General features: G+C 67.2%; 24 protein-coding genes. 10 read left to right on the top strand and 14 right to left on the bottom strand.

Annotated elements, in window-relative coordinates; all coding sequences use genetic code 11:
• The 3 genes from U5798_RS25245 to U5798_RS25255 all read left to right on the top strand — a co-directional run.
• A partial coding sequence (locus U5798_RS25245) for an effector protein Tle3 domain-containing protein (RefSeq protein WP_322083559.1) occupies positions 1–469 on the top strand: 469 nt, incomplete at its 5' end.
• Positions 470–603: 134 nt separating this feature from the next.
• Positions 604–1947, top strand: a complete 1344-nt coding sequence (locus U5798_RS25250; protein WP_322083560.1) for a virulence factor — start codon at positions 604–606, stop codon at positions 1945–1947.
• 224 nt (positions 1948–2171) lie between these two features.
• Complete coding sequence (locus tag U5798_RS25255; RefSeq protein WP_050010750.1) at positions 2172–2444, top strand: hypothetical protein; 273 nt, start codon at positions 2172–2174, stop codon at positions 2442–2444.
• Between the two features lie 61 nt (positions 2445–2505).
• On the opposite strand, the gene pip is transcribed toward U5798_RS25255, so the two are convergent.
• Positions 2506–3438: a prolyl aminopeptidase gene (pip, locus tag U5798_RS25260; protein WP_322083561.1), complete on the bottom strand. Its 933-nt coding sequence runs from the start codon at positions 3436–3438 to the stop codon at positions 2506–2508.
• 325 nt (positions 3439–3763) lie between these two features.
• Here pip and U5798_RS25265 point away from each other — a divergent pair, with 325 nt between their 5' ends.
• A complete protein-coding gene (locus U5798_RS25265; RefSeq protein ID WP_322083562.1) occupies positions 3764–4915 on the top strand; it encodes an acyltransferase in 1152 nt (383 codons plus the stop codon).
• A 62-nt stretch (positions 4916–4977) separates the two neighbouring features.
• Here U5798_RS25265 and U5798_RS25270 read toward each other — a convergent pair whose 3' ends face one another.
• The 8 genes from U5798_RS25270 to U5798_RS25305 are packed head-to-tail and all read right to left on the bottom strand — an operon-like array spanning position 4978 to position 13060.
• Positions 4978–5763 (bottom strand): multidrug ABC transporter ATPase, encoded by a 786-nt coding sequence (locus U5798_RS25270; protein ID WP_322083563.1) that lies wholly within the window; start codon positions 5761–5763, stop codon positions 4978–4980.
• Between the two features lie 55 nt (positions 5764–5818).
• Positions 5819–6883, bottom strand: a complete 1065-nt coding sequence (locus tag U5798_RS25275; protein WP_322083564.1) for a 2-aminoethylphosphonate aminotransferase — start codon at positions 6881–6883, stop codon at positions 5819–5821.
• Positions 6883–8079, bottom strand: a complete 1197-nt coding sequence (aepY, locus tag U5798_RS25280; RefSeq protein WP_322083565.1) for a phosphonopyruvate decarboxylase — start codon at positions 8077–8079, stop codon at positions 6883–6885. Before aepY ends, U5798_RS25275 begins: the two co-directional genes overlap by 1 nt.
• On the bottom strand, positions 8076–9761 hold the full coding sequence (aepX, locus tag U5798_RS25285; protein ID WP_124448100.1) for a phosphoenolpyruvate mutase: 1686 nt from the start codon (positions 9759–9761) through the stop codon (positions 8076–8078). The genes aepY and aepX overlap by 4 nt, the downstream gene beginning before the upstream one ends.
• Positions 9758–10525, bottom strand: a complete 768-nt coding sequence (locus U5798_RS25290) for an NTP transferase domain-containing protein (RefSeq protein ID WP_124448098.1) — start codon at positions 10523–10525, stop codon at positions 9758–9760. Before U5798_RS25290 ends, aepX begins: the two co-directional genes overlap by 4 nt.
• A gap of 35 nt (positions 10526–10560) precedes the next feature.
• Positions 10561–11562, bottom strand: coding sequence for an HpnL family protein (locus U5798_RS25295; RefSeq protein WP_124448096.1), 1002 nt, complete (start codon positions 11560–11562; stop codon positions 10561–10563).
• Positions 11559–12368, bottom strand: a complete 810-nt coding sequence (locus U5798_RS25300) for a 2OG-Fe(II) oxygenase (protein WP_322083566.1) — start codon at positions 12366–12368, stop codon at positions 11559–11561. The genes U5798_RS25295 and U5798_RS25300 overlap by 4 nt, the downstream gene beginning before the upstream one ends.
• Positions 12365–13060, bottom strand: a complete 696-nt coding sequence (locus tag U5798_RS25305) for a CDP-alcohol phosphatidyltransferase family protein (protein WP_124448092.1) — start codon at positions 13058–13060, stop codon at positions 12365–12367. The genes U5798_RS25300 and U5798_RS25305 overlap by 4 nt, the downstream gene beginning before the upstream one ends.
• 664 nt (positions 13061–13724) lie before the next feature.
• Here U5798_RS25305 and U5798_RS25310 point away from each other — a divergent pair.
• On the top strand, positions 13725–15239 hold the full coding sequence (locus U5798_RS25310) for an acetyl-CoA hydrolase/transferase family protein (protein WP_124448090.1): 1515 nt from the start codon (positions 13725–13727) through the stop codon (positions 15237–15239).
• Between the two features lie 30 nt (positions 15240–15269).
• Here the strand turns inward: U5798_RS25310 and U5798_RS25315 are convergent, their stop codons facing one another.
• Positions 15270–16751: an MDR family MFS transporter gene (locus U5798_RS25315; RefSeq protein WP_415859515.1), complete on the bottom strand. Its 1482-nt coding sequence runs from the start codon at positions 16749–16751 to the stop codon at positions 15270–15272.
• A 184-nt stretch (positions 16752–16935) separates the two neighbouring features.
• Between U5798_RS25315 and U5798_RS25320 the strand changes: the two genes are divergently transcribed.
• Positions 16936–17376 carry a MarR family transcriptional regulator gene (locus tag U5798_RS25320; RefSeq protein WP_322083568.1) on the top strand — a complete coding sequence of 147 codons (441 nt, stop codon included), beginning with the start codon at positions 16936–16938 and terminating at the stop codon, positions 17374–17376.
• 123 nt (positions 17377–17499) lie between these two features.
• Here U5798_RS25320 and U5798_RS25325 read toward each other — a convergent pair whose 3' ends face one another.
• Positions 17500–17997 carry a DUF2938 domain-containing protein gene (locus U5798_RS25325; protein ID WP_322083569.1) on the bottom strand — a complete coding sequence of 166 codons (498 nt, stop codon included), beginning with the start codon at positions 17995–17997 and terminating at the stop codon, positions 17500–17502.
• Positions 17998–18137: 140 nt separating this feature from the next.
• On the opposite strand from U5798_RS25325, the gene U5798_RS25330 reads away from it, so the two are divergent.
• Positions 18138–18563, top strand: coding sequence for a helix-turn-helix domain-containing protein (locus tag U5798_RS25330; protein WP_124448083.1), 426 nt, complete (start codon positions 18138–18140; stop codon positions 18561–18563).
• 104 nt (positions 18564–18667) lie between these two features.
• Positions 18668–19456: a hypothetical protein gene (locus U5798_RS25335; protein ID WP_322083570.1), complete on the top strand. Its 789-nt coding sequence runs from the start codon at positions 18668–18670 to the stop codon at positions 19454–19456.
• A 1-nt stretch (position 19457) separates the two neighbouring features.
• On the opposite strand, the gene U5798_RS25340 is transcribed toward U5798_RS25335, so the two are convergent.
• The gene (locus U5798_RS25340; RefSeq protein WP_322083571.1) at positions 19458–20339 is read right to left on the bottom strand and encodes a helix-hairpin-helix domain-containing protein; all 882 of its coding nucleotides are present in this window, start codon (positions 20337–20339) and stop codon (positions 19458–19460) included.
• A 180-nt stretch (positions 20340–20519) separates the two neighbouring features.
• Complete coding sequence (locus tag U5798_RS25345) at positions 20520–22055, bottom strand: sigma-70 family RNA polymerase sigma factor (RefSeq protein WP_322083572.1); 1536 nt, start codon at positions 22053–22055, stop codon at positions 20520–20522.
• A 299-nt stretch (positions 22056–22354) separates the two neighbouring features.
• Here U5798_RS25345 and U5798_RS25350 point away from each other — a divergent pair, with 299 nt between their 5' ends.
• Positions 22355–22777 carry a hypothetical protein gene (locus U5798_RS25350; RefSeq protein WP_124448076.1) on the top strand — a complete coding sequence of 141 codons (423 nt, stop codon included), beginning with the start codon at positions 22355–22357 and terminating at the stop codon, positions 22775–22777.
• A gap of 43 nt (positions 22778–22820) precedes the next feature.
• Positions 22821–23627, top strand: coding sequence for a peptide-binding protein (locus tag U5798_RS25355; RefSeq protein ID WP_322083573.1), 807 nt, complete (start codon positions 22821–22823; stop codon positions 23625–23627).
• 123 nt (positions 23628–23750) lie between these two features.
• On the opposite strand, the gene ilvD is transcribed toward U5798_RS25355, so the two are convergent.
• Positions 23751–25610, bottom strand: coding sequence for a dihydroxy-acid dehydratase (gene ilvD / locus U5798_RS25360; protein ID WP_322083574.1), 1860 nt, complete (start codon positions 25608–25610; stop codon positions 23751–23753).
• Positions 25611–25764 lie beyond the last annotated feature (154 nt).

Genomic DNA, 25764 nt, shown 5'->3' on the forward strand with positions numbered 1-25764 from the left:
GATGGAGGCACGGCGCACGCTGAATACGGAATGGCTCGATGGTGATGGCCACGTGATCGGCGAGGACGGCAAGAGCGAAATGCCGGAGGGCTACAAGGAATGGCGCGATCAACAGATTGTCGATTGGCTCGATCGTGGCTCGACCAACAGCCCGACAAATCACTCCACGACGATGACCAATCCCGAGCATGCTGAAAAGGCGCTTGCGTACGATGTGGCGATCGGGGTTTGCTATCTGACACCCGAGCAAATGAATGCGTTGCGGATTGAGGCGGATTGGCGGATGGGGGACGGCATTCCCAATGACAATCCGAACAAGAAGTACTACGACTATTTTGCGTCAGGAGCGCTCGATAGAACGCCTCTTCGCGAATGGGTACATGCCGACGAAAGCGAAGCCAAGATTCCCGTCGCGATCGTGGACGAACGCGAAGCTCAAGTCTATCTCAAGGTCGGGGGTGCAATTTGAAGACCCTGATTTCTACATGGCCTCGACGTGTCGCCATTGCAGTCGCGGCATGGATAATCGCCACTCTACTAATGGCTTTGCTGATGACGCACGTAGAACAACCCGACCAAACACAATTGGAAGTAGGAGATTGGATGAAGCGATTTGTTGTGGTGCCCGGCCTGGTGGCTCTCATGGTGCTTCTGTCTACCACGGCCATGATGCGTCCGGCACATGCCGTGCCGATGTCGGAGCGGATAGAAAATGTCACGCCGGTCGGAGAAGAGCCAGTGAAGCCATTTACGGCGCAGGTCGTCGGCTTGATCTGGTTGAATCCGTTGGAACGCATGGACTACCCGACCGAATGGCAATTGCTGTGGGCACAGGGCCTTGTCACACCGAACAAAAATGACGACATGGTGCGTACTGATCCAAAATCCTTCACGACGTTGCAATCGGTAGCTGGCATTGCCTATGGCAATAGCGGAACGGAGACGTTCAAGGGCTTCTATGCCAAGTACATTGACAAATTCATCTTGCTTATACGCAGCCGTTACTTCAGCAATGCAAAATATTTCTACACGGTGAGGCCCGAGAAGCAAAATGATTGGCGAGAACTCGCGGGTATCCGGGTCGAAGTTGCGGCTCCACTGCGCCTCGATGCGGCCTATGCCCGATCGCGCATGATCGATCGGATGATGAACTTCTTCGAGATCGGCCCTCCGTCACCCAAGACTTTGTGGAGCCGCGACACGTCTCCCGACGTACAAATTACGCAAGGCGGCGCGAACGCCGGATTCACATCCCTGAACAACGCATTGGACTACTTGCAGGCGAACCCCGACAAGAGCGTCTGGGTGATGAACTGGGACGCACCCAACTTCCCGCCCACGGATGCACAGATCAACGAGAACCTTGTCACGCTGTTCCTCGCCGGCCCGACCTTCAACACCGAACGCGAACCGCTCGCCTGGATCGGCAAGGCCGCAACCGGCAATACGCATGATTTTCCGCAGAAGGTCGGCACGACCCGAGCCGTGCAGGCGTGGAAAGCGACCATCGATCAGGCGGCACGCAATGCAGGCGTCGCGGTCCCGGATCTCCATTACATCGTTCACGACGCGGGCAAGGGCAGCGATGCATCGTCGGCACGTCTTGCCTCGCTCTCCCGGACCTTGACCGAAACCCTCCCCGAATACGACCACTCGAAGCAGACATTCAACACGGCCGCGCTACTCGGCGACATGGGAACAGGCAGCGCATTGACCGACGTCGCGCTCGCCATCGGCCGGATCAACCACTTCGGCGCCAACGCACTCGTGGCCGGCACGACCGATCCGGAGCATCCCGTCGCGGTCGTCGTCCTGCCGCCGTCGACGCTCACGCCGATCGATCCCGACAAGGACTGGTTCCGTGCGCGCGGCGGCAACAATGCCTACCTGCCGTGGTGGGGACGCCGACACGATACGAATTACGGCATGCAGGGCTATTCGTGGTGAGCTCCGCTTGTGCGACGACCGGCCGGTTTGGCACCCCCGATGCGCGTCCCACCAGGGCGCGAGACCCGGCCAACGCTTTAAGTCTTCGTTAATACTGCACGCCTAGCATGGTGATGTCGGCGAACGGTCCGGACCCATCCGGCGCGCTGGCGGCACGCGCGGGTGCGTCGACGTCACGGCGCCGCGCCGTCGCGCGGCGCCATTTCCCTGCAACGGCGGCGGACATGATCAAGAATTTCGACTATACGCTCGGCAACGAGAAGATCGAGCTTTGTGCGAGCTTCGGCGCCGGCCCGGCATTCCGCCGCGTGCTCGTGAGCCGTGCGGACTCGATGGAAACGCTGGTGGTGCTCGACGCGCGCGGACTGTCGGGCCTGCTGAAGGTGGCGACCGAAGAACCGGAAGGGCTGCTTGACGACGCGATCCGGAAGGTCGGCGACGAACAGCTGGTGGAGCGGGCGATCAGCGGTCGGACGATCGTCGAAGCCGCGTTGTGATGGGGCGGCGCGTGAGCGTGCCGGCAGGCACGGCAACACGCGCCGCGTTGCGTTGCATCGCTCAGGCGGCGAACCGGTCGGTCGCCGCGATCAGCGCTTCGAGGATCCCCGGCTCGTTGTAAGCGTGCCCGGCGCCGGGCACGATCTCGAACGTCGCCTCCGGCCATGCCTTCGACAGTTCCCATGCGGTGCGCGCAGGGGTCGCGACGTCGTAGCGGCCCTGCACGATCACGCCGGGAATGCCGGCAAGGCGATGTGCATCGCGCAGCAACTGGCCTTCCTCGACGAAGCCCTTGTTCACGAAGTAGTGATTCTCGATCCGCGCGAACGCGAGCGCGTAGTGACCGTCCGCGAAGTGCGCGGCGAGTGCAGGGTCGGGCAGCAGCGTGATCGTGCGGCCTTCCCAGATGCTCCATGCGCGCGCGGCTTCGAGTTTCGCGGCTTCGTCGTCGCCGGTCAGCCGGTGATGGTAGGCGGCCATCAGGTCGCCACGCTCGGCTTCCGGAATCGGTGCAACGAAGTCTTCCCACAGGTCGGGGAACAGCCACGACGCGCCTTCCTGGTAGTACCACAGCAGCTCCGCGCGACGCATCGTGAAGATGCCGCGCACGACCAAGGCGCTCACGCGCTCGGGGTGCGTCTCCCCGTAGGCAATTGACAGCGCGCTGCCCCACGAGCCGCCGAACACGAGCCACTTTTCCGCGCCGACCATCTTGCGCAGGCGCTCGATATCGGCGACCAGATGCCAGGTCGTGTTGTTCTCGAGGCTCGCGTGCGGCGTCGACCGCCCGCAGCCGCGCTGGTCGAACAGCAGGATGTCGTAGCGCTCGGGATCGAACAGGCGGCGATGGTCGGGGCTGCAGCCTGCACCGGGGCCGCCGTGCAGGAACACGGCGGGCTTGCCGGCCGGGTTGCCGCAGCGCTCCCAGTAGATGCGATGGCCGTCGCCGGTGTCGAGGTGGCCGTGGGCGTAGGGTTCGATCGGTGGGTACACAGGCAGGCTCCGGGTGAGTGTCGACAGGGGGCGGACGAGGCGCGGGCCGGTGTGCGGACGGGGTGGTACTTCGTGTGTTGCTGCGCCGCAAAAATCGTTGCGTAGGCATCGGACCGGCCGCCGCCGGACAAGGCTTGTCATTATGCCCATTCGCCGCGCCCGGCGTGGGCCGGCTGTGGCGTGTGCGGGCGCCGCTGTTGGCCCGGCGATTTTTGAAGTAATTTCATTCCGATATTTTTCATACAAAATCCCGGCGGCATATCGGCGTGCCAGTCGGCGCGCCGGCCATCTCCTGCTCCTTCACCGTGCCAACGGGAACCAGCCGATGAACCGTCGCGTCACGCAGTTGACCGGGTTGCGCGCCGTCGCGGTCGCGATGGTCGTCGTCGGCCATGCCGAGCATGTGCTGCCCGGCGGCTACACGGGCTGGTACGCGCCGTTGCGGCTGATCGCCGACGGCCGGCTCGGCGTGCTGATCTTCTTCGTGCTGAGCGGCTTCCTGATCACCAACGTGCTGCGCGCCGAATTCGCGCGCACGGGCGGCATCGCGCTGACGTCGTTCTATGTGCGTCGTGCGCTGCGGATCTGGCCGGCCTGTTATGTCTATCTCGCGGCCGTTGCGATCGTCGCGTTCGCCGGCGGGTTCGATGTCGATCGCCGGCAGTGGCTGTATGCCGCGCTGCACCTGTGGAATTACTCGGCGTGGTTCGGGCTGACCGGCGACAACACGCTGCATCCGGACGGCGCGTGGTATCTCGGCCATTTCTGGTCGCTCGCGCTCGAGGAACAGTTCTACTGGTTCTGGCCGCTGCTGTTCGTGTTCGGCATGCGCCGCGCCGGCACGCGCTGGCTGGCCGCGCTGATCCTGATCGTGCCGTTGGTGCGCGCCGTTACGTATTTCGTTGCGCCGGCGTTGCGCGGGCAACTCGGGATGATGTTGCACACCGGCGTCGATTCGATCCTGATCGGCTGCTATGCGTCGCTCAACCGCGAACGGCTCGAAGCGTGGATCGGCTCGTGGAGAGGCGAGGCGCGCATCGTGACGGCGCTCGTCTTCGTCGTGCTGCTCGGCATGCCGCTCGCCGAACACCGGCTCGGCGGCTTCTGGAATGCGACGTACGGCGTGACGCTCGAAGCCGCACTGATCGCGATCGTGATCGTCGTGCTGAATTTTCGCGGCGAGTTCTGGTGCGCGCGCTGGCTGCGCGCGCGGCCGGTCGTGTTCGTCGGCACGATCTCGTTCAGCCTGTATCTGTGGCAGCAGCCGTTTGCGAATCCGCGCTTGCCCATGCCGCATGGGTTTCCGCTCGGCATCGTGTGGGCGCTGATTGCCGCGACCGCCAGCTATTTCGTTGTCGAAAAACCGTTCCTGCGGCTGAAGGATCGCTATACGGCGCGCGAGGCGCGACGCTTGCGGGATGAGGCGTTGCGGATGCCGGCGCCGACCGATGCGATCGGGGCGAAGGTGGTGGAGTAGGCGGGCGGTGCGGCGTCGCGCCCGCCGCATTACTTGAAGAGTTTCATCGCGGCCGGCGAATATCAGAAGTTCCGGAACATGTCGAGTCCATAGGACTTGCCGTCGTAGTGGACGATCGTGCGCGCCGTGCGCTTGCCCGTATCAGAGTAATCACCATTCTTGCGCTGCGTCTGCGTGATGTGCGCCGTGATCGAGAGGTCGGCGAAGCCGTGGCTCGACGTTTTCTCGACGGCGATCGTCATGTGGGCCTCTTCGCTGCGTGCATCGCCTGCACCCGGGCCACAGGCGTCGCCTTCGACGCTCACCCAGCCGTACAGATTCGTGCCGAACACCGGGCGGATACGGCCGCCTTCGCGCACCCACAGCGTCAACTCTTCACTGGCGTTGGCATCAGGGCAACTTGGACCGCGCGCGCTGCTGGTAAACACGACGCCGAACGCGCGCACGTCGGGCGACAGCCGGTAGGGCGCAGTATCAATGCGATAGCTGTTTGCGTCGACTTCTGTGACAGCATCTTCCTGAACCACCGATCGATCGGCCGCCATGACCTCGCCGCCCTCGACGAGCGCGACCACCTGCAGCTTCTTGCTTTCGTCCGGGTTCTTGCTTTTGGGCAGCGAATCGAACGCGATGGCCGCGATCGTCGTTTCCGGTGCGTTCGGCATGACCTTGCACGCCGACGCGACGACGAGCCGGTTCGCATCTCGCGTGGCGATACGCGCGCTTGCGATGCCGGCCCAGCGAGCGATGGCTGTGACGGTTTCGTCGCTGCAAGTCTGGCTGTCGGTAGCGTGGGCGAAGGGGGAGGCGGCGAGTGCCAGTAGCGGGGCGAAGTGAACGATCTTCATGGACCTGATTGAAAAAAAGGCCCTCGCGGGCCTTTCGTCGACGAAAGTACGCTGTTTACCGCGTCAACGCCGTAAACCCTTCCAGCAACCGCTCGACATCGGCCGCCTGAATCGCGCCCATCGTTGAAATCCGGAACAATTCCTTCGACAACCCGCCTTGCCCTGCATAGATCACGAAGCCGCGCGCCTTCAACCCGTCGTGCAGCGTCTCGTACGTGACGCCTTGCGGCAGCCGGTACGCACGCAGAACAACCGACGATTCACCTTCCGGCAGCACCAGCGGCATCCCACGCGCAGCCAGCCCGGCCTGCGCCTGATCGGCCAGCGCCTTGTAATGCGCATGCCGCGCACGCCAGCCGCCAGCCTCATCGAACTCGCGCAGCGCCTCGACGAGCGCGTAATACGCATGCACGGACGGCGTGAACGGCGTATTCCGCTGATCCTGCAGCTTCGCAAGCCGCCCGAGATCGAGGTAGTAAGTACGACTCGCAGCCTTCGCCAGCGCGCTACGTCGCACGATCACGAACGCCGCACCCGGCACACCATGCAGGCACTTGTTCGCGGTGGCAGCCACAGCATCGATATCGCCGCCGGCAAAATCGATCGCTTCCGCGCCGAAGCTGCTGACGCCATCAACGAGCATCTTCAAGCCACGCGAACGGCAGACTTCAGCGATCGCGCCGAGATCATTCAACCGGCCCGTCGTCGTTTCATGATGAATAACAGCGACATGCGTGTACCCACCCGCATCGAGCTTTGCACCGATCTGCGCGAGATCAGGCGCCTGCATCCACTCATGCTTCAACACGTCGTGCGCGATACCGTACTGCGTCGCGATCTGCGTGATCCGCTCGCCGTACACGCCGTTCTCGATCACGAGCAGCTTGCCGTCCTGCGGCACGAGCGCCGCGATCATGCTCTCGACGGCGGCCGTGCCCGACCCCGTCATCAGCACGGCGGCCCATTCGGCCGGATCGAGCTCGTACGCGGCGACGAGGCGCGCACGCGCCTCATCCTGCAGATCGAAGAATTCGCTTTCGCGATGGCACAGGTCGGGTTGCAGCAGGCTGCGGCGCACGCGTTCGGTGAGCGTGACCGGGCCGGGGTTCAGCAGCAGCATCAATGGGCTCCTTCAACGTGGGCTTCGGTCTGCGCGGCGCCGATGTGCCGCATCAGACGGGTCTTCACCTCGACCGGCGTGACGGTCGGGCGGGGCAGGCCGTCGGGCACGCCCGTGCGGATCGCCACGCGTACGAATTGCACACCGGATGGCCGGACCCCGTCGCCCGTCGCAGCCAGCGTCGTATCGAGCACGTCGAGCGTGTCGCCTTCGACCGCCGACGCATAGCCGCACGCGGCCGCGACGCCCGCGAACGACACATGCTGCGACACCGTTGCCTGGCCGCCCGTCGATTCGTGCGCGCCGTTGTCGAGCAGCACGTGCGTGAGGTTGGCCGGGCCGTAGGTGCCGAGCGTCGCGAACACGCCCATCCGCATCAGCGCGGCGCCGTCGCCGTCGACGGCCACCACGCGCAGGTCGGGGCGTGCGAGTGCGAGGCCGAGCGCGAGCGGCGTCACGCAGCCCATCGAGCCGACCATGTACAACTGGTTCGGGCGATCGTCGAGCGCGTAGAGTTCGCGGCCGCAGAAACCGGTCGACGCGAGCACGACGGTCGAATCGACCGGCGTGTGCGCGATCACGCGCTTCAATGCGTCGTGGCGGGTCGGCCATGCATCGGCCGACGCGGCGCGCGACGATGATTGCGCGGCGACATGCGCGCGCGGCTGCGCGGCCGGGTTCGCCTTCAGTTCATACGGCGCGACGCTGCCTTTCTGCATCACGAGCGCGTACGGTCGGCCCGTCGCGTCCATGTGCGCGATCGCGCGGTCGAGTGCCGGGCCGACCTGTTCGGGGTCGGTCGGGAACATCTCCCACGGGATCTCCATCGTGTCGAGCATCGCGGGCGTGATCGGGCCCATCAGCGCATGCTGCGGCTCGTCGGCGACGCCCGGCTGCCCGCGCCACGTGACGATCAGCAGTTGCGGCAGGCGGAACGTCCAGGTCAGCGACGTGAGCGGGCTCACCGCGTTGCCGAGCCCCGAGTTCTGCATCATCGCGATCCCGCGCTTGCCGCCGAGCGTTGCGCCGGCGATCAGCGCGACCGCGTCGCCTTCGTTCGCGGCCGACACGTAGTGCAGCGTCGGGTCCTGCAGCACGTAGTTGATGAACGGCGTCAGGTACGAGCAGGGCACGCCCGCGTACCAGTCGAAGCCGCGTTCGCGCGCGGCCTCGACGAACTGGGCCGCTTCGATCATTGCGCGCCCCCGTTGCCGGTGCCCGGTTCGGACAGCGGCGTCTGGCCGTGCGCGAAGTCGCCCGCGCGACGGAAGTCTTCCAGATCGTTGACGCCGCGCCAGTGGCCGTGCACGTACTGCACCTCGATCTTCTCGCCGGCGGCGATCAGTTCGTTGAGCAGCGACGGGATGTCGAGCGTGTCGAAGTCAGGGCGTGCCTGCAGCGTCGCGAGCGTCGCCTTCAGGCGATCGACACCGGCGCCGCGCACGTTCAGCAGGCCGATCCAGCGGCCGTGCGGCGTGCCTGCGGCGACGTCGCTCGACACGCGTTGCAGGTAGGTCTTCTGGCCGAACAGGCCGCGATCGTCGGCCGCCGAGCAGAGGGCGAAGTCGCGTACGCTCTGGTTGGTCTCGGTGAGCGACGAATCGACCACCACGCTGAACTCGGCCTCGCTCTCGGCGAGGTCGCGCACGATGTAGCTGCGGAACAGCAGGTCGCCGTATGAAATCACGGTGTCGCCGGTCAGGCGTTCGGCCGCGCATGCGAGCGACGCGAGCTCGCCGGTCTGCGCGTGGCGCTCGTTGACGACGAGCTTGATGCCCGACGTATCGATCGCATCGGCGCGATAGCCGCCAACCACGGTGATGTCGTTCACGCCGTGCGTCTTGAAGCCGTCGACGAGCCAGCGCAAGAGCGGCTTGCCGGCGACCGGCAGCATGACCTTCGGCTTGTCTTCGGTCACGGCTTCGAGGCCCTTGCCGCGGCTCGCGGCGAGCACGATCGCGGCATTCGACGCGCGCGACGACGACGACAGGTAGATGCGCTCGGCCGCCGAGTACTCGTCGGCGTCCTGCAGGCGGAAGATTTCGTTGACCGATGCAACGCGGTCCTCGACGTTGATCAGCGTTTCGCTCTCGTGAATCTCGCGCGCGGTCGCCTGCATCGCGGACGCCGACGCGCGGATCAGGTGGTTCGCCCAGATCACGGTGCTGATGCCGGCCTGGCGGAACACGTCGGTCGGCGTGCTGTAGTACTTGGTCGGCACGATCACGAGCGGCGCCTTGCCGCTCCATTCGCGCGCGAACTGCAGGATCTCGTCCGGGCGCGACAGCTTGCTGTGGATCAGGATCGCGTCGGCACCGGCTTCCGCATACGCGTTCGCGCGGCGCAGCGCCTCGTCCATCCCCCAGCCCGCGATCAGCGCCTCGACGCGCGCGACGATCGAGAAGTCGGGATCGGTCTGCGAATCCTTGCCGGCCTTGATCTTGCCGCAGAACTCGTCGATCTCGGCGAGCGGCTGGCGCTCGCCGCCGATGAAGCTGTTGGTCTTCGGGAACTGCTTGTCCTCGATGCAGACGCCGGCGATGCCGCGCTGTTCGAGCTTCTTCACGAGTCGGCGCACGTTGTTGAAGTTGCCGTAGCCGGTATCGCCGTCGAGCAGGATCGGCAGGTCGCTCGCGTCGGCCATGAATTCGAGCACGTCGACGACCTGCGTCCAGCTCGCTTCGTTGTTGTCGCGTACGCCGAATTGCGCGGAGATCGCGAGGCCCGATGCCCAGATGCCCTTGAAGCCGGCTTCGCGGACGATCCGCGCGGACAGGCCGTTGTGCGCTTCCATCAGGAATTCGAGGTCGCTGCTGACGAGCATGCGGCGCAGGCGTGCGCTGCGCGATTCGGTGAAGTTGGGTTCGCGTGCGTTCATCGTGCGGCTCCTGCGGTGGTGCGTTGAATCAGGGGGAGGATGTCTTGCGTGGCGCGGGCGACGTCGTTCGGGAAGTCGATCTCGATCCACGGCATGCCGGTGACGTCGGCCACGTCGAACGAATGACCGCCTTCGAGCAGCAGGTCGCGCACGGCTTCCTCGTGCGGCAGGTTCGCACGGCCGCTGTCGACGTAGCCCGCGACGATCGTCGCGAGGCGGCGTGCGGTGCCTTCGGTGAAGCGGAAGAAGCCGACCGATTCGCCGATCGTGTCGTATTCGAGGTCGACCGCGAGCTGCTTGCGCAGTTCGACCGGCACGCCGTTCTTCAGGCACAGCTTGACGGGCTCGTCGCCGGCCTCGAAGTCGCGGTCGATCAGCAGGCGGTCGACCGCGCGGTCGGCATCGGCCACCAGCGCGTGCAGGATGTTCTCGTCGTACAGCACGTCCGCGTCCATCAGCAGTACGTCGCCGCCGCGCGTCATCGCATCGGCGACGGTATGCACGGTCAGCACGCTGCCGAGGTCGTAGCGGTCGTTGATCACGATCTCGGCCTGGCGGCCGAGGCGCTTCAGTTCCTGCTCGACCTTCTCGTGCTGGAAGCCGAGCCCGAGCACGATCTCGTCGACGCCCGCGGCGTCGAGCACGCGCAGATGGCGCTCGAGCAGCGAAACGTCGTCAAAGCGCAGCAGGCACTTCGGGAACTGCGCTTCGGGCGGTTGTTGCAGGCGCAAGCCGAGGCCTGCCGCAAGAATGATGGCTCGCATGGGTTCTCCAACCAAAAAGCCGGCGATCTGAACGATCAGTCGGCGAGCGGCTGCGGCGCGCGGCGCCGCTGCCAGTTTCTTTCACTGAAATGCAGATAGAGCAGGCCGGGCAGGCCGAGCGCGAGTTCGCGCGCACGCTTCGCGAGCGACAGCGCGAGCGCCGCGTCGGGCGGCAGTCCGACCAGCGGGGCGAGCAGCAGGTAGCCGCCTTCTTGCGCACCGAGCGAGCCCGGGATCGCGAAGGCGGCGCCACGGATCGCCTGGCCGACGCTTTCCAGCAGCAGCGCGTCGAGCCAGCTCACCGGGTGCCCGAGGAAGTGCAGCGCGAGCCACACTTCCGCGGTCCCGACGATCCAGCCGACGAGGCTCAACGCGAATGTCTTCGCGACCCTCGCGCGATCGCGGTACAGCGCGCCGACCGCATCGTCGATCGCGTCGGCGCGCGTGGCCAGCGACGACCAGTCGCGCGGGCCGAGCAGCTTCGACGCGAGGCGCAGGCCGCGGCCGAACAGCCCGCGCCGCTGCGCCGCATAGAACAGCAGCGCGAGCGCGCCGAGCACGCCGGTCGCGATCAGCGCGGGCGTGCGCAGGTGGGCGACCGATTCGTGCGTCGCATACAGGCTGAACGCGGCGATGCCGATCAGCGCGAACGCCATTTGCGCAAGCGCCTGCATCGTCGTGCTGACGGTCACGGCCGCCGCCGCGTCGGCCATCCGCGTGCCGCGCTGCGCGAGGTGGCGCACCATCAGCACGGGGCCGCCGATCTGCCCGGCGGGCAGCAGGCTGTTTACCGATTCGCCGACCCAGCGCGCGCGCAGCGCGTTGCCGAGTTCGGCGCCCGACTGCCCGCGGCGGAACATCACGGAGATCGCGATGGCGTCGATCACGAGCGGCACGACGTGGAATGCCGCGACGAGCGCAAGCCCCCAGCCGGCCGCGAGGAACGTGGACGCGACTGCGCCGACGCCTTGCCAGGCCAGCAGTGCGATGAAGAGTGCGGTCCCGAGGGACAGCAGGATGAGGCCCGCGCGCGTCATGACCCGGTCGTGCGCCGCGTAGCCAGTTGCTTGAACACCTGGCGGAAACCGAAATACGCGATCGCGTCCTTCATGTTCGAGATGAAGCGCTTCCACGGCCGCATGCCGGGGTTCGTCACGTATTCGAAAGTGAGCGACACGCGCATCTCGTTCTGGCCGAGCGGTGTGATGCGGTGACGCAGCTTGTCGCCGTCGAACAGCACGATGCCGCCGTCGGCGATCTGCACCGAGCCCGGTTCGTCGGCGACGTCCGGGTTGCGCGTGTGCAGCTCGTAGTCGAGCCGGCACGACGATTCGTCGATCACGCCGATCAGCAGCGTGTAGCGGCGGCCGTCGTAGTACGACGTGTCGTAATGCCAGCCGATGTGGTCGCCGGGCTTCGTGTAGTAATACAGCGCGTACGCGTGCGGATCGTCGTCCGGCGACAGCATCAGCTTGTCGCCCGTGACCTTCTCGAGGAACGAGATGAGTGCCTTCGAGCGATACAGTTCGGCGATGTACGGCGCCTGCTCGTCGATCGTATGGCGGCTGACGCTGCCGCCCTGCTTGTGGCCGGGCAGGTAATTGCGGTTCAGGCCGGCCTGCATCGCGCGGGCGGCATCCGCCAGCTTTGCGTGCGCGTCGGCCGGCAGGAAGGCGTCGAGGTACAGGAACGAGCCCTGGCGCGTGTAGTCGCCGCGCAGGCGGTCGAGGTCGAGCTGGCCGACACGGTCGGCCACGGTGCGATCGGGATCGGCCGCGGCCGCGCGCACGGGCGCGGGGCGTGCCGGGCTCAGCACGGAGTCGTCGCGCGTGCTAGGAGTCATTTGGAAGCCTGGATTTCGGTTGGGTTCTGCGCGGCCGGGTTCTGCGGAAGGTTGCCGCGGCGGACGATGCGCCACCAGTCGATCACGACCCAGGCGGCGAACAGCGGGGCGCCGATCGACGCCGCGAGCAGGAACGGCTCGACGCCGTCGACGAGCGTCACGATCGGCAGCAGGTACAGCACGTCTTCGGTCTCGAAGCCGCCGGCGAACGCCTGCTTGGTGCCGGCCTTGCCGGCGATCGATTCGATCCGCATGCGCAGGAAGAAGATCAGCGCGACGGCCGCACCGGCCACCGCGCCGAGCAGCACCGGCGACGCGGCCATCTGGCCGCCCTGGGCGACGATGCCGAGGCCCATGCTGACGAACAGCGCGACCGTCACGAGCGCATCGGCCGCGAGGTCGTAAAAGTGACCGATCTTGCTGGACTTGCCGCTGATGCGCGCGAGTTCGCCGTCGGTGTGGTCGACGAAGTTCGACAGCACGATCAGGAACGCACCGGCATTGCTCCAGCCGAAGCCGCCGTGCGCGAGGCACCAGGCGCCGGCGAGGCCGATCAGCAGACGAAGGGTAGTGAGGTGATTCGGGGTGACCGGCGTATCGACGAGCGGTCGCACGAGCGAGCGCGCGAGCCGCGCATCCCAGGTGCGTGGCAGGGGGGGCTCGGCGCGTGTGGCGGTTTTTCTTTGGTCCATCGGCGAAATATATACGGAATTGTAATTTGGTGCTTTTTATTCGATCAATGTCCTGACATACAGGAGTGTTACCGCGTCTTGCGCATGTCGGCCGGTCGAAACCGGACGTGCGAAAGGGCGGGCGATCGGGACGGCAAACGGCGCGGCCGGCCCCGTCTTCCAGTGTGGTTCGCGTCACGCTGCTGTCAAGGACGGACGGGCCTCGCGGGCCGATGCGCCGGACATTTTCGAACGGCTCGACAGGCGGCGCGCGGCGCGTGCGACGTTGATGTGCATCAGGTCCGGAAAAGCCGCATCGGGTGACAATTGTCCGCGCCGCGATTTCATCGACGATTGCCGCTCGTCGGGCGGCCAATTGCAAGGAAAATCCGCCGATTGATTTGCGACGGTTGGCGATCCGTGCCCGGTCATTCGTTCCGATGCTTTCGTGCACCTTTCGCGTGCATCCGGCGCGCGCGGATCGCCTGTCACAGAACGGTCGTTCGATACCCGGCAAATCCGGCAAGGATCTTTTGCATCCAGTGGACATTTCGCGGCGATGGCCTCTGCGATACTCCGACCGTGCCTGTGGTGCCGGCCGCCCCGCGCGGCCCCAAGGGCTTCATGTCGCTCAGGAGACACCCCCCGCGACGTCAACGACAGACCCCAGCGTCAGAAACCAGCCATGTCTTCATCACGCATCCTCGCTCCCGCCCTGCGTTCGCTCGTCCGCACCGCCGACGAAGCCGCCGCGCTGATCCGCCCCGGCATGACCGTCGCCATGAGCGGCTTCACCGGTTCGGGCTATCCGAAGGCCGTACCGGCCGCGCTTGCCACCCATATCGACGCGGCACACGCGCGCGGCGAGGACTTCCGGATCAACGTGCTGACCGGCGCGTCGACCGCGCCGGAACTCGACGGCGCGCTCGCCCGCACCGACGGCATCTCGATGCGGCTGCCGTACCAGTCCGACCCGACGCTGCGCGACAAGATCAACAGCGGCGAAGTCGATTACCAGGACGTCCACCTGAGCCACGTCGCGCAGTACGCGTGGTTCGGGCTGTACGGCGATCTCGACGTCGCGATCGTCGAAGTCGCGGGCATCCGCGAGGACGGGCTGCTGATCCCGTCCGCGTCGATCGGCAACAACAAGACCTGGCTCGAACGGGCGAAGCACGTGATCCTCGAAGTGAACGCGCGCCAGCCGCTCGGCCTCGACGGGATGCACGACATCTATTACGGCACCGCGCTGCCGCCGCACCGCCAGCCGATTCCGCTGACCAGGAGCGACGACCGGATCGGCGAGCCGTACCTGCGCTGCCCGGCCGACAAGATCGTCGCGATCGTCGAGACCGACGCGCCCGATCGCAGCAATGCGTTCTCCGCGCCGGACGCGACGTCGAAGCAGATCGCGCTGCAGCTGATCGACTTCCTGCGCCACGAAGTGAAGCGCGGCCGCCTGCCGGAAAACCTGCTGCCGCTGCAGTCGGGCGTCGGCAACATCACGAATGCGGTGCTCGCGGAACTCAGCTCGGCCGGCTTCTCGAACCTGACGGCCTACACCGAAGTGATCCAGGACGGCATGCTCGACCTGCTCGACGACGGCACGCTGAGCTTCGCGTCGGCGACCGCGCTGTCGTTGAGCCCGGCCGCCGTGCAGCGCTTCGCCGACGAAATCGCGTCGTTCCGCGAGAAGATCGTGCTGCGGCCGCAGGAGATCAGCAACCATCCGGAACTCGTGCGCCGCCTCGGCTGCATCGCGATGAACGGGATGATCGAGGCCGACATCTACGGCAACGTGAACTCGACGCACGTGATGGGCACGAAGATCCAGAACGGCATCGGCGGCTCGGGCGACTTCGCGCGCAACGGCTACCTGTCGTGCTTCATGTCGGCGAGTACCGCGAAGGGCGGTGCGATCTCGCGGATCGTGCCGATGGCGAGCCACGTCGACCATACCGAGCACGACGTCGCGGTGGTCGTCACCGAGCAGGGCCTGGCCGACCTGCGCGGCCTGTCGCCGAAGCAGCGCGCGCGCAAGATCATCGCGACCTGCGCGCATCCCGACTACCGGCCGATGCTCGAGGACTACTTCGAGCGCGCGTCGCGCGAGAGCTTCGGCAAGCACACGCCGCACCTGCTCGCCGAAGCGCTGTCGTGGCACGAGCGCTACGTGCGGACCGGCACGATGAAGGCCTGACGCGGCCTGCGGCGGGCGCATGCGCGCCCGTCAGTCCATCGCCGCGTGCGCGACGTCGACGCTCGCCGTTTTCTGCGGCGGGCGGATCAGCAGCAACAGCGGGATCATCAGCAGCGTCGCGACGAACATCAGCTTGAAGTCGTTCAGGTACGCGATCATCGTCGCCTGCTGGTTGATCGTGCGATCGAGCAGCGCGAGGTCGACGCGGCTGCCGGCCATTGCCTGCACGGCCGGGTTGAACGGCGTGACGTGGGTGGCGAGGTCGGCGTGCGCGACCTGCGTGTTGCGCGTCATCAGCGTCTGCACGATCGAGATGCCGATACTGCTGCCGATGTTGCGCATCAGGCTGTAGGTGGCCGTGCCGTCCGCGCGCAGGTCGGGCGGCAGCGTCGAGAACGACAGCGCGCTCAGCGGCACGAACACGAGCCCCAGCCCGAAGCCCTGGATCACGCCCGGCCACACGATGTCCGCTTCGGACAGTACGACCGTGTACTGCATCATCTGCCACAGCGCGAGCGCGGAAATCGCCAGCCCCGCGAGCAGCAGCATCCGCGCATCCACGTATTTCAGCAGCCTGCCGACGAACAGCATCGCGATCATCGTGCCGGCGCCGCTCGGCGCGGTGACGAGGCCCGTCGTCGCGACCGGGTAGCCCATCAGGTTCTGCAGCATCGGCGGCAGCAGCGCGCGCGTCGCGTACAGCACTGCGCCGACGACGAAGATGAACAGCGTGCCCGTCGCGAAGTTCGGGTCGCGCAGCAGTTCCGACTTGAAGAACGACGCCTTGCCGACGGTCGCCGTATGCACGAGGAAGAACGCGAAGCTGAGCGCCGCGGCGAGCGCCTCGATGCGGATTTCGTACGACCCGAACCAGTCGAGCTGTTCGCCGCGGTCGAGCATGGCCTGGAACGCGCCGATCGCGAGTGCCAGCGTCGCGAAGCCGAACGCATCGAATTTCACGTGCGGGCGCGGCGCGCGCGCGGGCAGGAAAGTCATCACGCCGGCCAGCGCGAACGCGCCGATCGGTACGTTGATGAAGAACACCCAGCGCCAGTTGTAGCTGTCGGTCAGCCAGCCGCCGAGCGTCGGGCCGAGGATCGGGCCGACCATCACGCCCATCCCCCAGATCGCCATCGCCTGGCCCTGTTTCTCGCGCGGGTTGATGTCGAGCAGGATCGACTGCGACAACGGCACCAGCGCGGCGCCGAATACACCTTGCAACAGCCGCGCACCGACGATCTGCACGAGCGTCTCCGACAGCCCGCACAGCGCCGACGCCACCGTGAAGCCCGCGATCGACACGATCAGCAGCCGCTTGACGCTCAGCCGGTCGGACAGCCAGCCGGTGAGCGGCGTCGCGATCGCCGCGGCGACGATGTAGGAGGTGAGCACCCACGTGATTTCGTCCTGCGACGCGGACAGCGTGCCCTGCATGTGGGGCAGCGCCACGTTCGCGATCGTGCTGTCGAGGGTCTGGATCAGCGTGGCGAGCATGATCGACAGGGTCAGCATCGGCCGGTTCAGGGCGGGCGAGGCGGGGGCGTCGGCGATGGGGTTCAAGCGGGTGTCTCCGTGGGGTGGTCGCCGTGCGCGGCGATCCGGTATGGCTCAGATTGTGAGCATGCTTATTATATAGTCGCTTATCGCCCCGGGCGCGAGCCGCGGTCCGCTGGCGGCTTGACCCTATAATCGGCTGATGGACAAGACCTACGAGAACCGGATCGGCTATCTGATCGCCGACGTGGCCCGCCTGAACGGACGCCTGTTCGACCGGCGCGCGAAGCGCATCGGGCTGACGCGGGCGCAAAGCCGCGTGCTCGCGTACCTGACGTGGAAGGGCGAGATGAATCAGGCGCGGCTGGCCGAATGGCTCGAGATCACGCCGATCTCGCTGACGCGCCTGCTCGACCGGATGGAAAGCTATGGCTGGATCGAACGCATCGCGAACGACGAAGACCGCCGCGCGTTCGTGATCCGCCTGACCGACAAGGCGCGCGAGATCTTTCCGCAGATGCTGGAAGTGGGCGATACCGTCGCCGACGACGGATTGCGCGGGTTCACGTCCGACGAGCGCGATACGCTGGTGCGGCTGCTCGGGCGCGTGCGCCGCAACCTGATCGACTGCGGCGGGGAGTGACGCGGGTGGCCGTTCGGGCGCGCCGGATGCATTGAAAACAACGAGCGCGCAGATGAATGGCGCACGCCGGCGATTGCCGGTTCAACGCGCGCTACCCGGCGCGCTTCATGTCAATCCCGGTGTTCAGCGCGCCAGCGCCGCGAGCGTGTACGCCGCGAGATAGAGCCCCACGCCATACGACAGATGCGTGACGAGACTGCGCCGGCGCGCGACGCCCGGATGCGGCGTGCGCGACGCCGCGATGCCGAAGCCGAACGCCGGCTGCATCACGAAGAACGGCGCGACCACGCTGGCGAGGCCGGCGACGAGCGCGGGAAGCGGTGTAGGCGCGGCGATCCATTCGGTGCCCGCGATCATGACGGGCAGCGCCGCGAACGCGATGCCGATCGCGTAATGCGCAATCCAGCCGAGGGCACGCTCGCCCGGCACGGGTGGCGCCGCGACGATCGACACGTGCCGGAACCGCCCTTGCACCATGTGGCCGAGCCAGCGGCCGACCAGCGCGTAGTCGAGCGACGGAATGCCGAAGGCACGCCGCCGAAACAGCGTCCACAGATCTATCACGAGCGTGGCGCCCGTGCCGATCAGCAGCAGGTCGAGCAGGATGCCGGGCGGGTTCATCGCGCCCCTCCGCAGCAGACGGTGGCGAAGGGGCGGCACAGCGGAATACAGGGCTGTTTTATCGGTCTCATGGCGGTTCACGCTTGTTTTCACGGAGTCGAGCAACTATCTTGCAACTTCAAGTTCACTTGAGGTCAAGCATGAGCCGTCTGGACATTGCGGACGTGGCACGGCGCTCGGGATTGCCCGCATCGACGCTGCGCTACTACGAGGAAAAGGGGTTGATCGTTCCGATCGGCCGGCACGGGCTGCGGCGGCAATACGACGAGTCGGTGCTGGAGCGACTGGCGTTGATCGCGCTCGGCCGCGAGGCCGGTTTCTCGCTCGACGACATCCTCGCGATGGTCGGCGCGGACGGCCGGCCCGCGATCGATCGCGCGAAGCTCGACGGCAAGGCCGACGAACTCGACCGCACGATCCGCCGTCTCGGCGCCGTGCGCGACATGCTGCGGCACGCGGCCGTGTGCGCGGCGCCCAGCCATCTCGAATGTCCGTCGTTCCAGAAGCTGCTGCGCATCGCCGCGCATCGTCATCCGGCGCGTCGCACGAAGGCGGAAGGCGCGTAGGCGGCGAGCGGGCATCCGCGGGTTGGCGTGGCGGCTCGATGGCAGGGTGGTGCGTCAAGTCATGCGGTGCCGGACATCGCAAACAGGAACAACGGGGTTGCAGCGTGTGGATTTTGCTGGTGTTTCCTGCCGCGTATGCGGCATCGAGGGTCGCGCCGCATTACGGGGTGCTCGCCGGGCTCGCGACGGCGGCCGTCACGATGGTGACGCCGCCTGTGCTGCTGGCGTGGGCAATTGCCTGGGTGAATCGGCGGCGCGGGGGCGTTGAACCGCCTGTCATGACCGCACCGCCTGTACGGGCCGATGGTCTTGAGGATAAACCGGCTGACGAGTCCGACGATGCACCCGACGTGCCGCTTCGATATGGCGAGCGTGCACGATTCAAACAACTGGTGCTGATTGCCGACGCCGTGCGGTCCGACGTCACGCGCAGTTTCTACGACAAGGCGAAGCGGACGATCGCAGCGTACGTGGATGTCGAGACGGGGCGTGACGGTTCGGGGGCGGCGATGGTGTCGGCGGCCGACCTGGCCCCGGAAGGGGTCTTGTCCGTCGCCTTGCCGGACGATGCGTTGACCGTGTTCGTGTCGAGCGACGGCGCGTGGTCGGGGTTCCGCGTTGGTGAAGACAGCTTCCGGTTCCGCCACGGTGCAATCACGAGACTGCGGCTCACGCAGGTGATTCCGGTTCGCTGGAAGGGCGGCTACATGGTGACGTTCTGGTTCGACGTACCGAACCGGGACGGCAAAGACGATTACGGGTCGTTTTCGACCTGGTTCTATCTCGCGGCGGACTATTCCGATCGCCGCACACGCACACTCACCCATGCATGTCGCGAGATCGCGTCGATGCTCGACGTCGCGTTCGACATCGACGAGACCGCCGACGACTGACTCATCCCGCGTAATACACGCGGCATTCCATCTCGCGTCCGCGCACGATGCGCTTGCCGACGAGCGAACCGTACGTCTCGGTGAAGACGGTGCGCTGGTGCTCGCACTGCATGGCGTCGTAGAAATAGAGCGAAACCCAGTCCGTCGGGCGGCCGGCTTCCGGCGTGCGCATCGCGGCATGCAGGCTCACCGCGGTGAAATGCCAGCCGCCCTTGGTCATGTGCATCACGGGCGGCGGCACGTAGCCGTCCGCGTTCAGGCGCCGGTGCGCGAGCGTCGGCAGCACGCCGGCGGCCGCCTTGTTGCGGTACTGGCGATCGATGTAGAGCAGCAGCTCGACGGGCGGCTCCGTGCCGGGCCCGGCGTGCTGCATGTGACCCTGCCAGCGCCGGCGGCGGCTCAGCACGTCGTCGAGCGCGGTGAGGATGCCGGCCGCACGCCGCGGGCCGACGCCCGAGATCGTTTCGAGCTGGCCGTTGCGGGCCGCGCGTTCGAGCTCCTCGAGCGTATCGATGTGCAGCAGGTCGTGAATGCGCAGCGCGAGCGCATGGCCGATGCCCGGCACGGCTTCGAACGCGGACGTGCGTTGGGCGTCGCCGCACAGCCGGTCGAGCTGGCGCCAGCGGCCCGTCACCAGCAACTCGGCGATCGCCTGCGCGACGCCCGTGCCGATCTCGGGCAGCGCGCCGAGCGCGTCGATGCCGCCGGATTCGAACACGGTGCGGATATCGCGGTCGAGCGCATCGACCGTCTCGGCCGACGCGCGGTAGGCCGCGACCCGGTACGGATTCGCGCCCTGGTCGGCCAGCCGTTGCGCGGCCTCGCGCAGGCAGGTCGCGATGTGCCGGTTTTCCTCGAGCGTTTGGCTGGCGGTCGTCTGCATGGCAAGGGACCTGGGGAAGCTCAAACGGAACGGACGCGGCGAACGATGCGCCGGTCGACTTTTCACCATTGTCGCGACACGCGACGAAGAAAACTTGATGCACGTCAATGGCAAACGTAGCACATGTGCGAAGCGCACGGTCGTGCCGGTTGGCGGCACGACCGTGCGTCGCGTGGGCACTTACGCGTCGAGGAACGACTGCGCGTTCTCGGCCTCGGCGGCCGTGCGCAGCGCGGCGAGCGCCCGTTTCTCGATTTGCCGCACGCGTTCGCGGGACATGCCCGCGTCCTGCGCGATGGCGTCGTACGTATCGGGCTCGGCGCCGCCGAGGCCGAACCGCCGGCGCAGCACGTCGGCCTCGGCCGGCGTGACCGACCGGAGCAGCGAGCGCACGCAGTCGCGCATGCGCGTGTCGGCCAGTTGCTCGAACGGGCTGGCCGAGGTTTGATCCTCGATCAGCTCCACGAGCCCGGTGTCCGCGTCGGGCAGCGGCGTGTCGAGCGAGACCGGCTCGGCCGGCAGCGCGAGCACCGCGCGCAGCTTGTCCTCGGCGAGGCCGGTTTCGGCCGCCAGTTCGGCCGGCGTCGCCCGGCGGCCCGTGCGCTGGCGAAAGCGCAGCGCATGCCGCTGCACGCGCTGGTACTGGTCGCCGACGTGCACCGGTACGCGGATCGTGCGCGAGCGATCGGCGACCGCCCGCGTGATCGCCTGACGGATCCACCAGGTCGCATAGGTCGAGAACTTGAACCCGCGCCGGTATTCGAACTTCTCGATTGCACGCATCAGGCCGAGGCAGCCGTCCTGCACGAGATCGGACAGGTCGACGCCACGGTTCATGTACTTGCGCGCGATCGACAGCACGAGCCGCAGGTTCGCTTCGAGCATCGCGCGCGTCGCGTCGCGCACTTTCTGCTGGCCGTCGCTCAGCGCGGCCGCGAGCGCCCGGCGCGCAACCGTGTCGAAGCAGGCGGCTTCGCCCGTCGCGGCGTCAGGCGGCGCGGTTGCGAGCGTACGCACGAGGCGGCTGGCGTCGTCGACGGCCGGTGCGACCCACGCGAGCGAGCCGAGCAGGGCGGCCACGGCGTTGCGCGCGTCGCGGTATGCGTCCGAACGGAAGCCCTGCGCCTGCAATGCGTCGCGCAACGTCGACACCGCGGCCTGCAGCACGTCGTAGCGGGCGGGCGCGGGCGTATCGCCTGCGTCTTCGTCGGCCGTGCCGGTCGCACCTGCCACACCCGTTGCGCCGTGACGCACGAGCAGCGCATCGACGGCCGCCGGATAGCCCGCGATGGCGTGCAGCACCTGATGGCGGCCCGTCTCGATTTCGCGGGCGAGCACGATTTCGCCTTCGCGCGTGAGCAGCGGCACGGCCTGCATGCGCCGCATGTAGAGCGCGAGCGGATCGGTCGACGCGGCCGTGCCGCGTGTCAGATCGCCGAGCATCGCGCGGCCTTCGTCGAGCGCGTCGCGATCGACGTCGACCGGCGCCGCGCCGGCGAACGGCGCAGGCACGGCCGGCTCGTCGAGCACGGCGATGCCGATGTCGGCCAGCGCGGCGCGCACGACGTCGAGCGCATCGGGGCTGTCGCTTTCGGGCGGCAGCGCGTCGACGAGGTCGGCGTGTGTCAGATAACCCTGTTCACCGGCAAGCGCCAGCAACTGGATGATCGGATCGAGCGGTGTGTCCGCCCGGGGAGTGGGGCGTGGCGTAGTCATGTCGATGGCGGCGCGAGCCGCGCTCCTGTCTGGGCGGGCCGAAGCTCGCCGGTGGGCGGCCGCCGGTCGTTCGCGAACACCTGTCCGCGCCGGTCAGCCTGACATCGTTCAAGTTGAGGGCATTTGCGCCAACTTCAACGCGGGCGCCGCGGACGGGTCAGCACACCGCATGCCCGCCCGCACCGTCCGCGGCAGGAAACAAAAAGTAACCGATCATACGCGCGGAAATCTGCAGGGGACGTAAGCTAGAGTCAGGCGCGCGCCCGGCGGCGCGCGCGCGGATTCTGCCGGAGCAACAGATGACCCCGATTCCCGCCGCGAGGCCCGCCGTCATCGCGCTGGCCGCGCTGACGCTGGGCGGCTGCTACTACACGAGCCCGTACGGCTATGCACCTTATTACGCGCCCGTACCCGCCACGGTGACGCAGCGCGAAGTTCCGGTTGCACCGGCCGCGCCCGGCCCGGCCCCCTCCACGGTGCCTGCCGCACCGGACTACGCCGATGCGCCGGCGCCCGTATATGTCGCACCGGCCTATGTGCCACCGCCTTATCCGTACTACTACCCCGCGTATTACTCGGGCTGGTACGGGCCACCCGTCACGATCGGCTTCTGGGGCCGCTGGGGCGGCGGTTACTGGGGCGGGCGCGGCGGGTACTGGCATCGTCCGTGGGGCGGCGGGCATTGGGGTGGCGGCCACTGGGGCGGCGGCCATCGGCACTGATCGGCACTGACCGGCGCGCGGCGGCACCGCGCGGGAGAGCATCATGAGGCACACGTTTGTCGGAAGTCTGTGCGTCGCCCTGGCCGGCCTTGCAGCCGTGCCGGGCATGGCCGACGCGCAGAGCAGCGCTTACACGAACTCGCCGGCCGAGCTGTTTGCGGGGCCGGCGCCCGACTATCCGGTGGTCGCGCAGATCCCGCCCGATACCGCGCTGGACGTATTCGGCTGCCTGAGCGACTACTCGTGGTGCGACGTCGCGCTGCCGGGCGTGCGCGGCTGGATCGACGCGCAGTTGCTCGAGTATCCGTACCAGGGCAACTACGTGCCGTTGCTCGAGTACGGCGCGATCATCGGTGTCCCCGTGACGGGATTCGCGATCGGTGCGTACTGGGATCGCTATTACCGGCACCGCCCGTGGTACCACGACCGCGATCGCTGGGCGCATCGTCCGGAACCGAGGCTCGGCCCCGGAGGCGTGCCGCCGGGACAAGGCCGTCCGCAGCCGGGCGGGCCGATGCAGGTTGTACCGGGCGGTCAGCCGCCCGTGCACGACACGCGGCCGTCGGCTGCGCGCGGCGGCTGGAACGGCGCGATCCGCACACCGCCGCCGGCGGCACCGGCGCCTTCACCGATGCCGGGCGGGGCGGGCAACGCGCGTCCGGCCAGCCCGCCGCCGGCCGTGGTGCGCCCGACGCCCGCGCCGGGTGGCGACGCGCGTCCGATGCCGCCGCCGGTGCGCCAGGGAGGCGGGGGCGGCGGCGGTTATGCGCGGCCGCAAGGTGGTGGAAATGGTGGCGGTACCCACGGCGGGGGCGGAGGCGGTGGCGGCCCCGAAGAATTCCGTCACTGATGCGCCGGCGCCGCGGTTTCTCCGTACGCCGAACGAAAAAAAGCCGCTCCGGAGAGCGGCTTTTGATTCGGGCGAGCAGTCGGCTGCATGGGCCGCAACCGACTACCAGCTAGGCCCCTTGCGTCAGTCGTCCAGCAGCGACAGGTCGCGCACGGCGCCCTTGTCGGCCGACATGACCAGCTTCGCGTAGGCCTTCAGCGCGGCGGACACCTTGCGCGGACGCGGCTGCGCCGGCTTCCAGCCCTTCGCGTTCTGCTCTTCGCGGCGGCGCGCCAGTTCCTCGTCCGACACCAGCACGTTGATCGTGCGGTTCGGGATGTCGATGCGGATCCGGTCGCCGTCGCGCACGAGGCCGATCGCGCCGCCGGCTGCCGCTTCCGGCGAGCAGTGGCCGATCGACAGGCCCGACGTACCGCCCGAGAAGCGGCCGTCCGTCAGCAGCGCGCAGGCCTTGCCGAGCCCCTTCGACTTGATGTAGCTGGTCGGGTAGAGCATTTCCTGCATGCCCGGGCCGCCCTTCGGGCCCTCGTAGCGCACGATCACCACGTCGCCGGCCTTGACCTTGTCGTTCAGGATGTTTTCAACGGCTTCGTCCTGCGATTCGGTCACGTGAGCCGCGCCCTCGAACACGAGGATGCTTTCGTCGACACCGGCCGTCTTCACCACGCAGCCGTCGAGCGCGATGTTGCCCGTCAGCACCGCGAGGCCGCCTTCCTTCGAGAACGCATGCTCGTACGAGCGGATGCAGCCTTCGGCGCGATCGAGATCGAGGCTCGGCCAGCGCGTGTCCTGGCTGAACGCCACCTGCGTCGGGATGCCGGCCGGGCCGGCCAGGTAGAACGTGCGGACCGCATCGTCCTGCGTGCGGACGATGTCCCACTGGTCCAGTGCATCCTTCAGCGTCGGAGCGTGCACGGTCGGCACGTCGGTGTGCAGCTTGCCGGCGCGTTCGAGCTCGCCGAGGATCGCCATGATGCCGCCTGCGCGGTGCACGTCCTCGATGTGGTACTTGTTCGTGTTCGGCGCGACCTTGCACAGCTGCGGCACCGAGCGCGACAGGCGGTCGATGTCCTTCATCGTGAAGTCGATGCCGGCTTCCTGCGCGATCGCCAGCAGGTGCAGGATCGTGTTGGTCGAGCCGCCCATCGCGATGTCGAGCGTCATCGCGTTCTCGAATGCGGCGAAGCCGACCGAGCGCGGCAGCACGCGTTCGTCGTCCTGCTCGTAGTGCTGGCGCGTCAGCTCGACGATGCGGCGGCCGGCGCGCTTGAACAGCTGTTCGCGATCGGCGTGGGTGGCGACCACCGTGCCGTTGCCCGGCAGCGACAGGCCGAGCGCTTCGGTCAGGCAGTTCATCGAGTTCGCAGTGAACATGCCCGAGCACGAGCCGCAGGTCGGGCAGGCCGAGCGTTCGACTTCGGCGACTTCGGCGTCCGAATACGACGGGTCGACCGCGATCACCATCGCATCGACGAGGTCGAGCTTCTTCAGTTCGACGGTCTTGGTAACGGGGTTCGAGAGGCGCGTCTTGCCGGCTTCCATCGGGCCGCCCGACACGAAGATCACCGGAATGTTGAGGCGCATCGCGGCCATCAGCATCCCCGGCGTGATCTTGTCGCAGTTCGAGATGCACACCATCGCATCCGCGCAGTGCGCGTTCACCATGTACTCGACCGAGTCGGCGATGATGTCGCGGCTCGGCAGCGAATACAGCATGCCGTCGTGGCCCATCGCGATGCCGTCGTCGACCGCGATCGTGTTGAATTCCTTCGCGACGCCGCCCGCGGCCTCGATCTCGCGCGCGACGAGCTGGCCGAGATCCTTCAGGTGCACGTGCCCGGGCACGAACTGCGTAAACGAGTTGACGACCGCGATGATCGGCTTCGAGAAATCGTCGTCTTTCATGCCGGTGGCGCGCCACAGCGAGCGCGCACCTGCCATGTTGCGGCCGGCGGTGGAGGTTTTGGAACGGTAAGTGGGCATTGTGGTTGCTGAAGAAAGATCGCGGAAAAGGGTGGAGGCACGGGGAATAAAGGCCTCTCTCGCGCCCGTGCGAACAACCTCTTGAGCTGCGCCCTGGGCAAACCTGTCGATTATCCCACAGCCGCCGCGGGCGTGGCGCCCACGGGGCCGGCGA

It is taken from the genome of Burkholderia sp. BCC1972 (genome assembly GCF_905339605.1).
In the GTDB taxonomy this organism is placed as follows: domain Bacteria; phylum Pseudomonadota; class Gammaproteobacteria; order Burkholderiales; family Burkholderiaceae; genus Burkholderia.

Coding starts and splice junctions, on each gene's coding strand:
- U5798_RS25250 (WP_322083560.1), top strand. CDS start 604: ATGAAGCGATTTGTTGTGGTGCCCGGCCTGGTGGCTCTCATGGTGCTT.
- U5798_RS25255 (WP_050010750.1), top strand. CDS start 2,172: ATGATCAAGAATTTCGACTATACGCTCGGCAACGAGAAGATCGAGCTT.
- ilvD (WP_322083574.1), bottom strand. CDS start 25,610: ATGCCCACTTACCGTTCCAAAACCTCCACCGCCGGCCGCAACATGGCA.
- U5798_RS25325 (WP_322083569.1), bottom strand. CDS start 17,997: ATGAACCCGCCCGGCATCCTGCTCGACCTGCTGCTGATCGGCACGGGC.
- U5798_RS25305 (WP_124448092.1), bottom strand. CDS start 13,060: ATGGACCAAAGAAAAACCGCCACACGCGCCGAGCCCCCCCTGCCACGC.
- U5798_RS25340 (WP_322083571.1), bottom strand. CDS start 20,339: ATGCAGACGACCGCCAGCCAAACGCTCGAGGAAAACCGGCACATCGCG.
- U5798_RS25275 (WP_322083564.1), bottom strand. CDS start 6,883: ATGCTGCTGCTGAACCCCGGCCCGGTCACGCTCACCGAACGCGTGCGC.
- U5798_RS25265 (WP_322083562.1), top strand. CDS start 3,764: ATGAACCGTCGCGTCACGCAGTTGACCGGGTTGCGCGCCGTCGCGGTC.
- U5798_RS25345 (WP_322083572.1), bottom strand. CDS start 22,055: ATGACTACGCCACGCCCCACTCCCCGGGCGGACACACCGCTCGATCCG.
- U5798_RS25355 (WP_322083573.1), top strand. CDS start 22,821: ATGAGGCACACGTTTGTCGGAAGTCTGTGCGTCGCCCTGGCCGGCCTT.
- U5798_RS25270 (WP_322083563.1), bottom strand. CDS start 5,763: ATGAAGATCGTTCACTTCGCCCCGCTACTGGCACTCGCCGCCTCCCCC.
- U5798_RS25300 (WP_322083566.1), bottom strand. CDS start 12,368: ATGACTCCTAGCACGCGCGACGACTCCGTGCTGAGCCCGGCACGCCCC.
- U5798_RS25290 (WP_124448098.1), bottom strand. CDS start 10,525: ATGCGAGCCATCATTCTTGCGGCAGGCCTCGGCTTGCGCCTGCAACAA.
- U5798_RS25295 (WP_124448096.1), bottom strand. CDS start 11,562: ATGACGCGCGCGGGCCTCATCCTGCTGTCCCTCGGGACCGCACTCTTC.
- U5798_RS25350 (WP_124448076.1), top strand. CDS start 22,355: ATGACCCCGATTCCCGCCGCGAGGCCCGCCGTCATCGCGCTGGCCGCG.
- aepX (WP_124448100.1), bottom strand. CDS start 9,761: ATGAACGCACGCGAACCCAACTTCACCGAATCGCGCAGCGCACGCCTG.
- aepY (WP_322083565.1), bottom strand. CDS start 8,079: ATGATCGAAGCGGCCCAGTTCGTCGAGGCCGCGCGCGAACGCGGCTTC.
- U5798_RS25320 (WP_322083568.1), top strand. CDS start 16,936: ATGGACAAGACCTACGAGAACCGGATCGGCTATCTGATCGCCGACGTG.
- U5798_RS25330 (WP_124448083.1), top strand. CDS start 18,138: ATGAGCCGTCTGGACATTGCGGACGTGGCACGGCGCTCGGGATTGCCC.
- U5798_RS25315 (WP_415859515.1), bottom strand. CDS start 16,751: ATGCTGACCCTGTCGATCATGCTCGCCACGCTGATCCAGACCCTCGAC.
- U5798_RS25310 (WP_124448090.1), top strand. CDS start 13,725: ATGTCTTCATCACGCATCCTCGCTCCCGCCCTGCGTTCGCTCGTCCGC.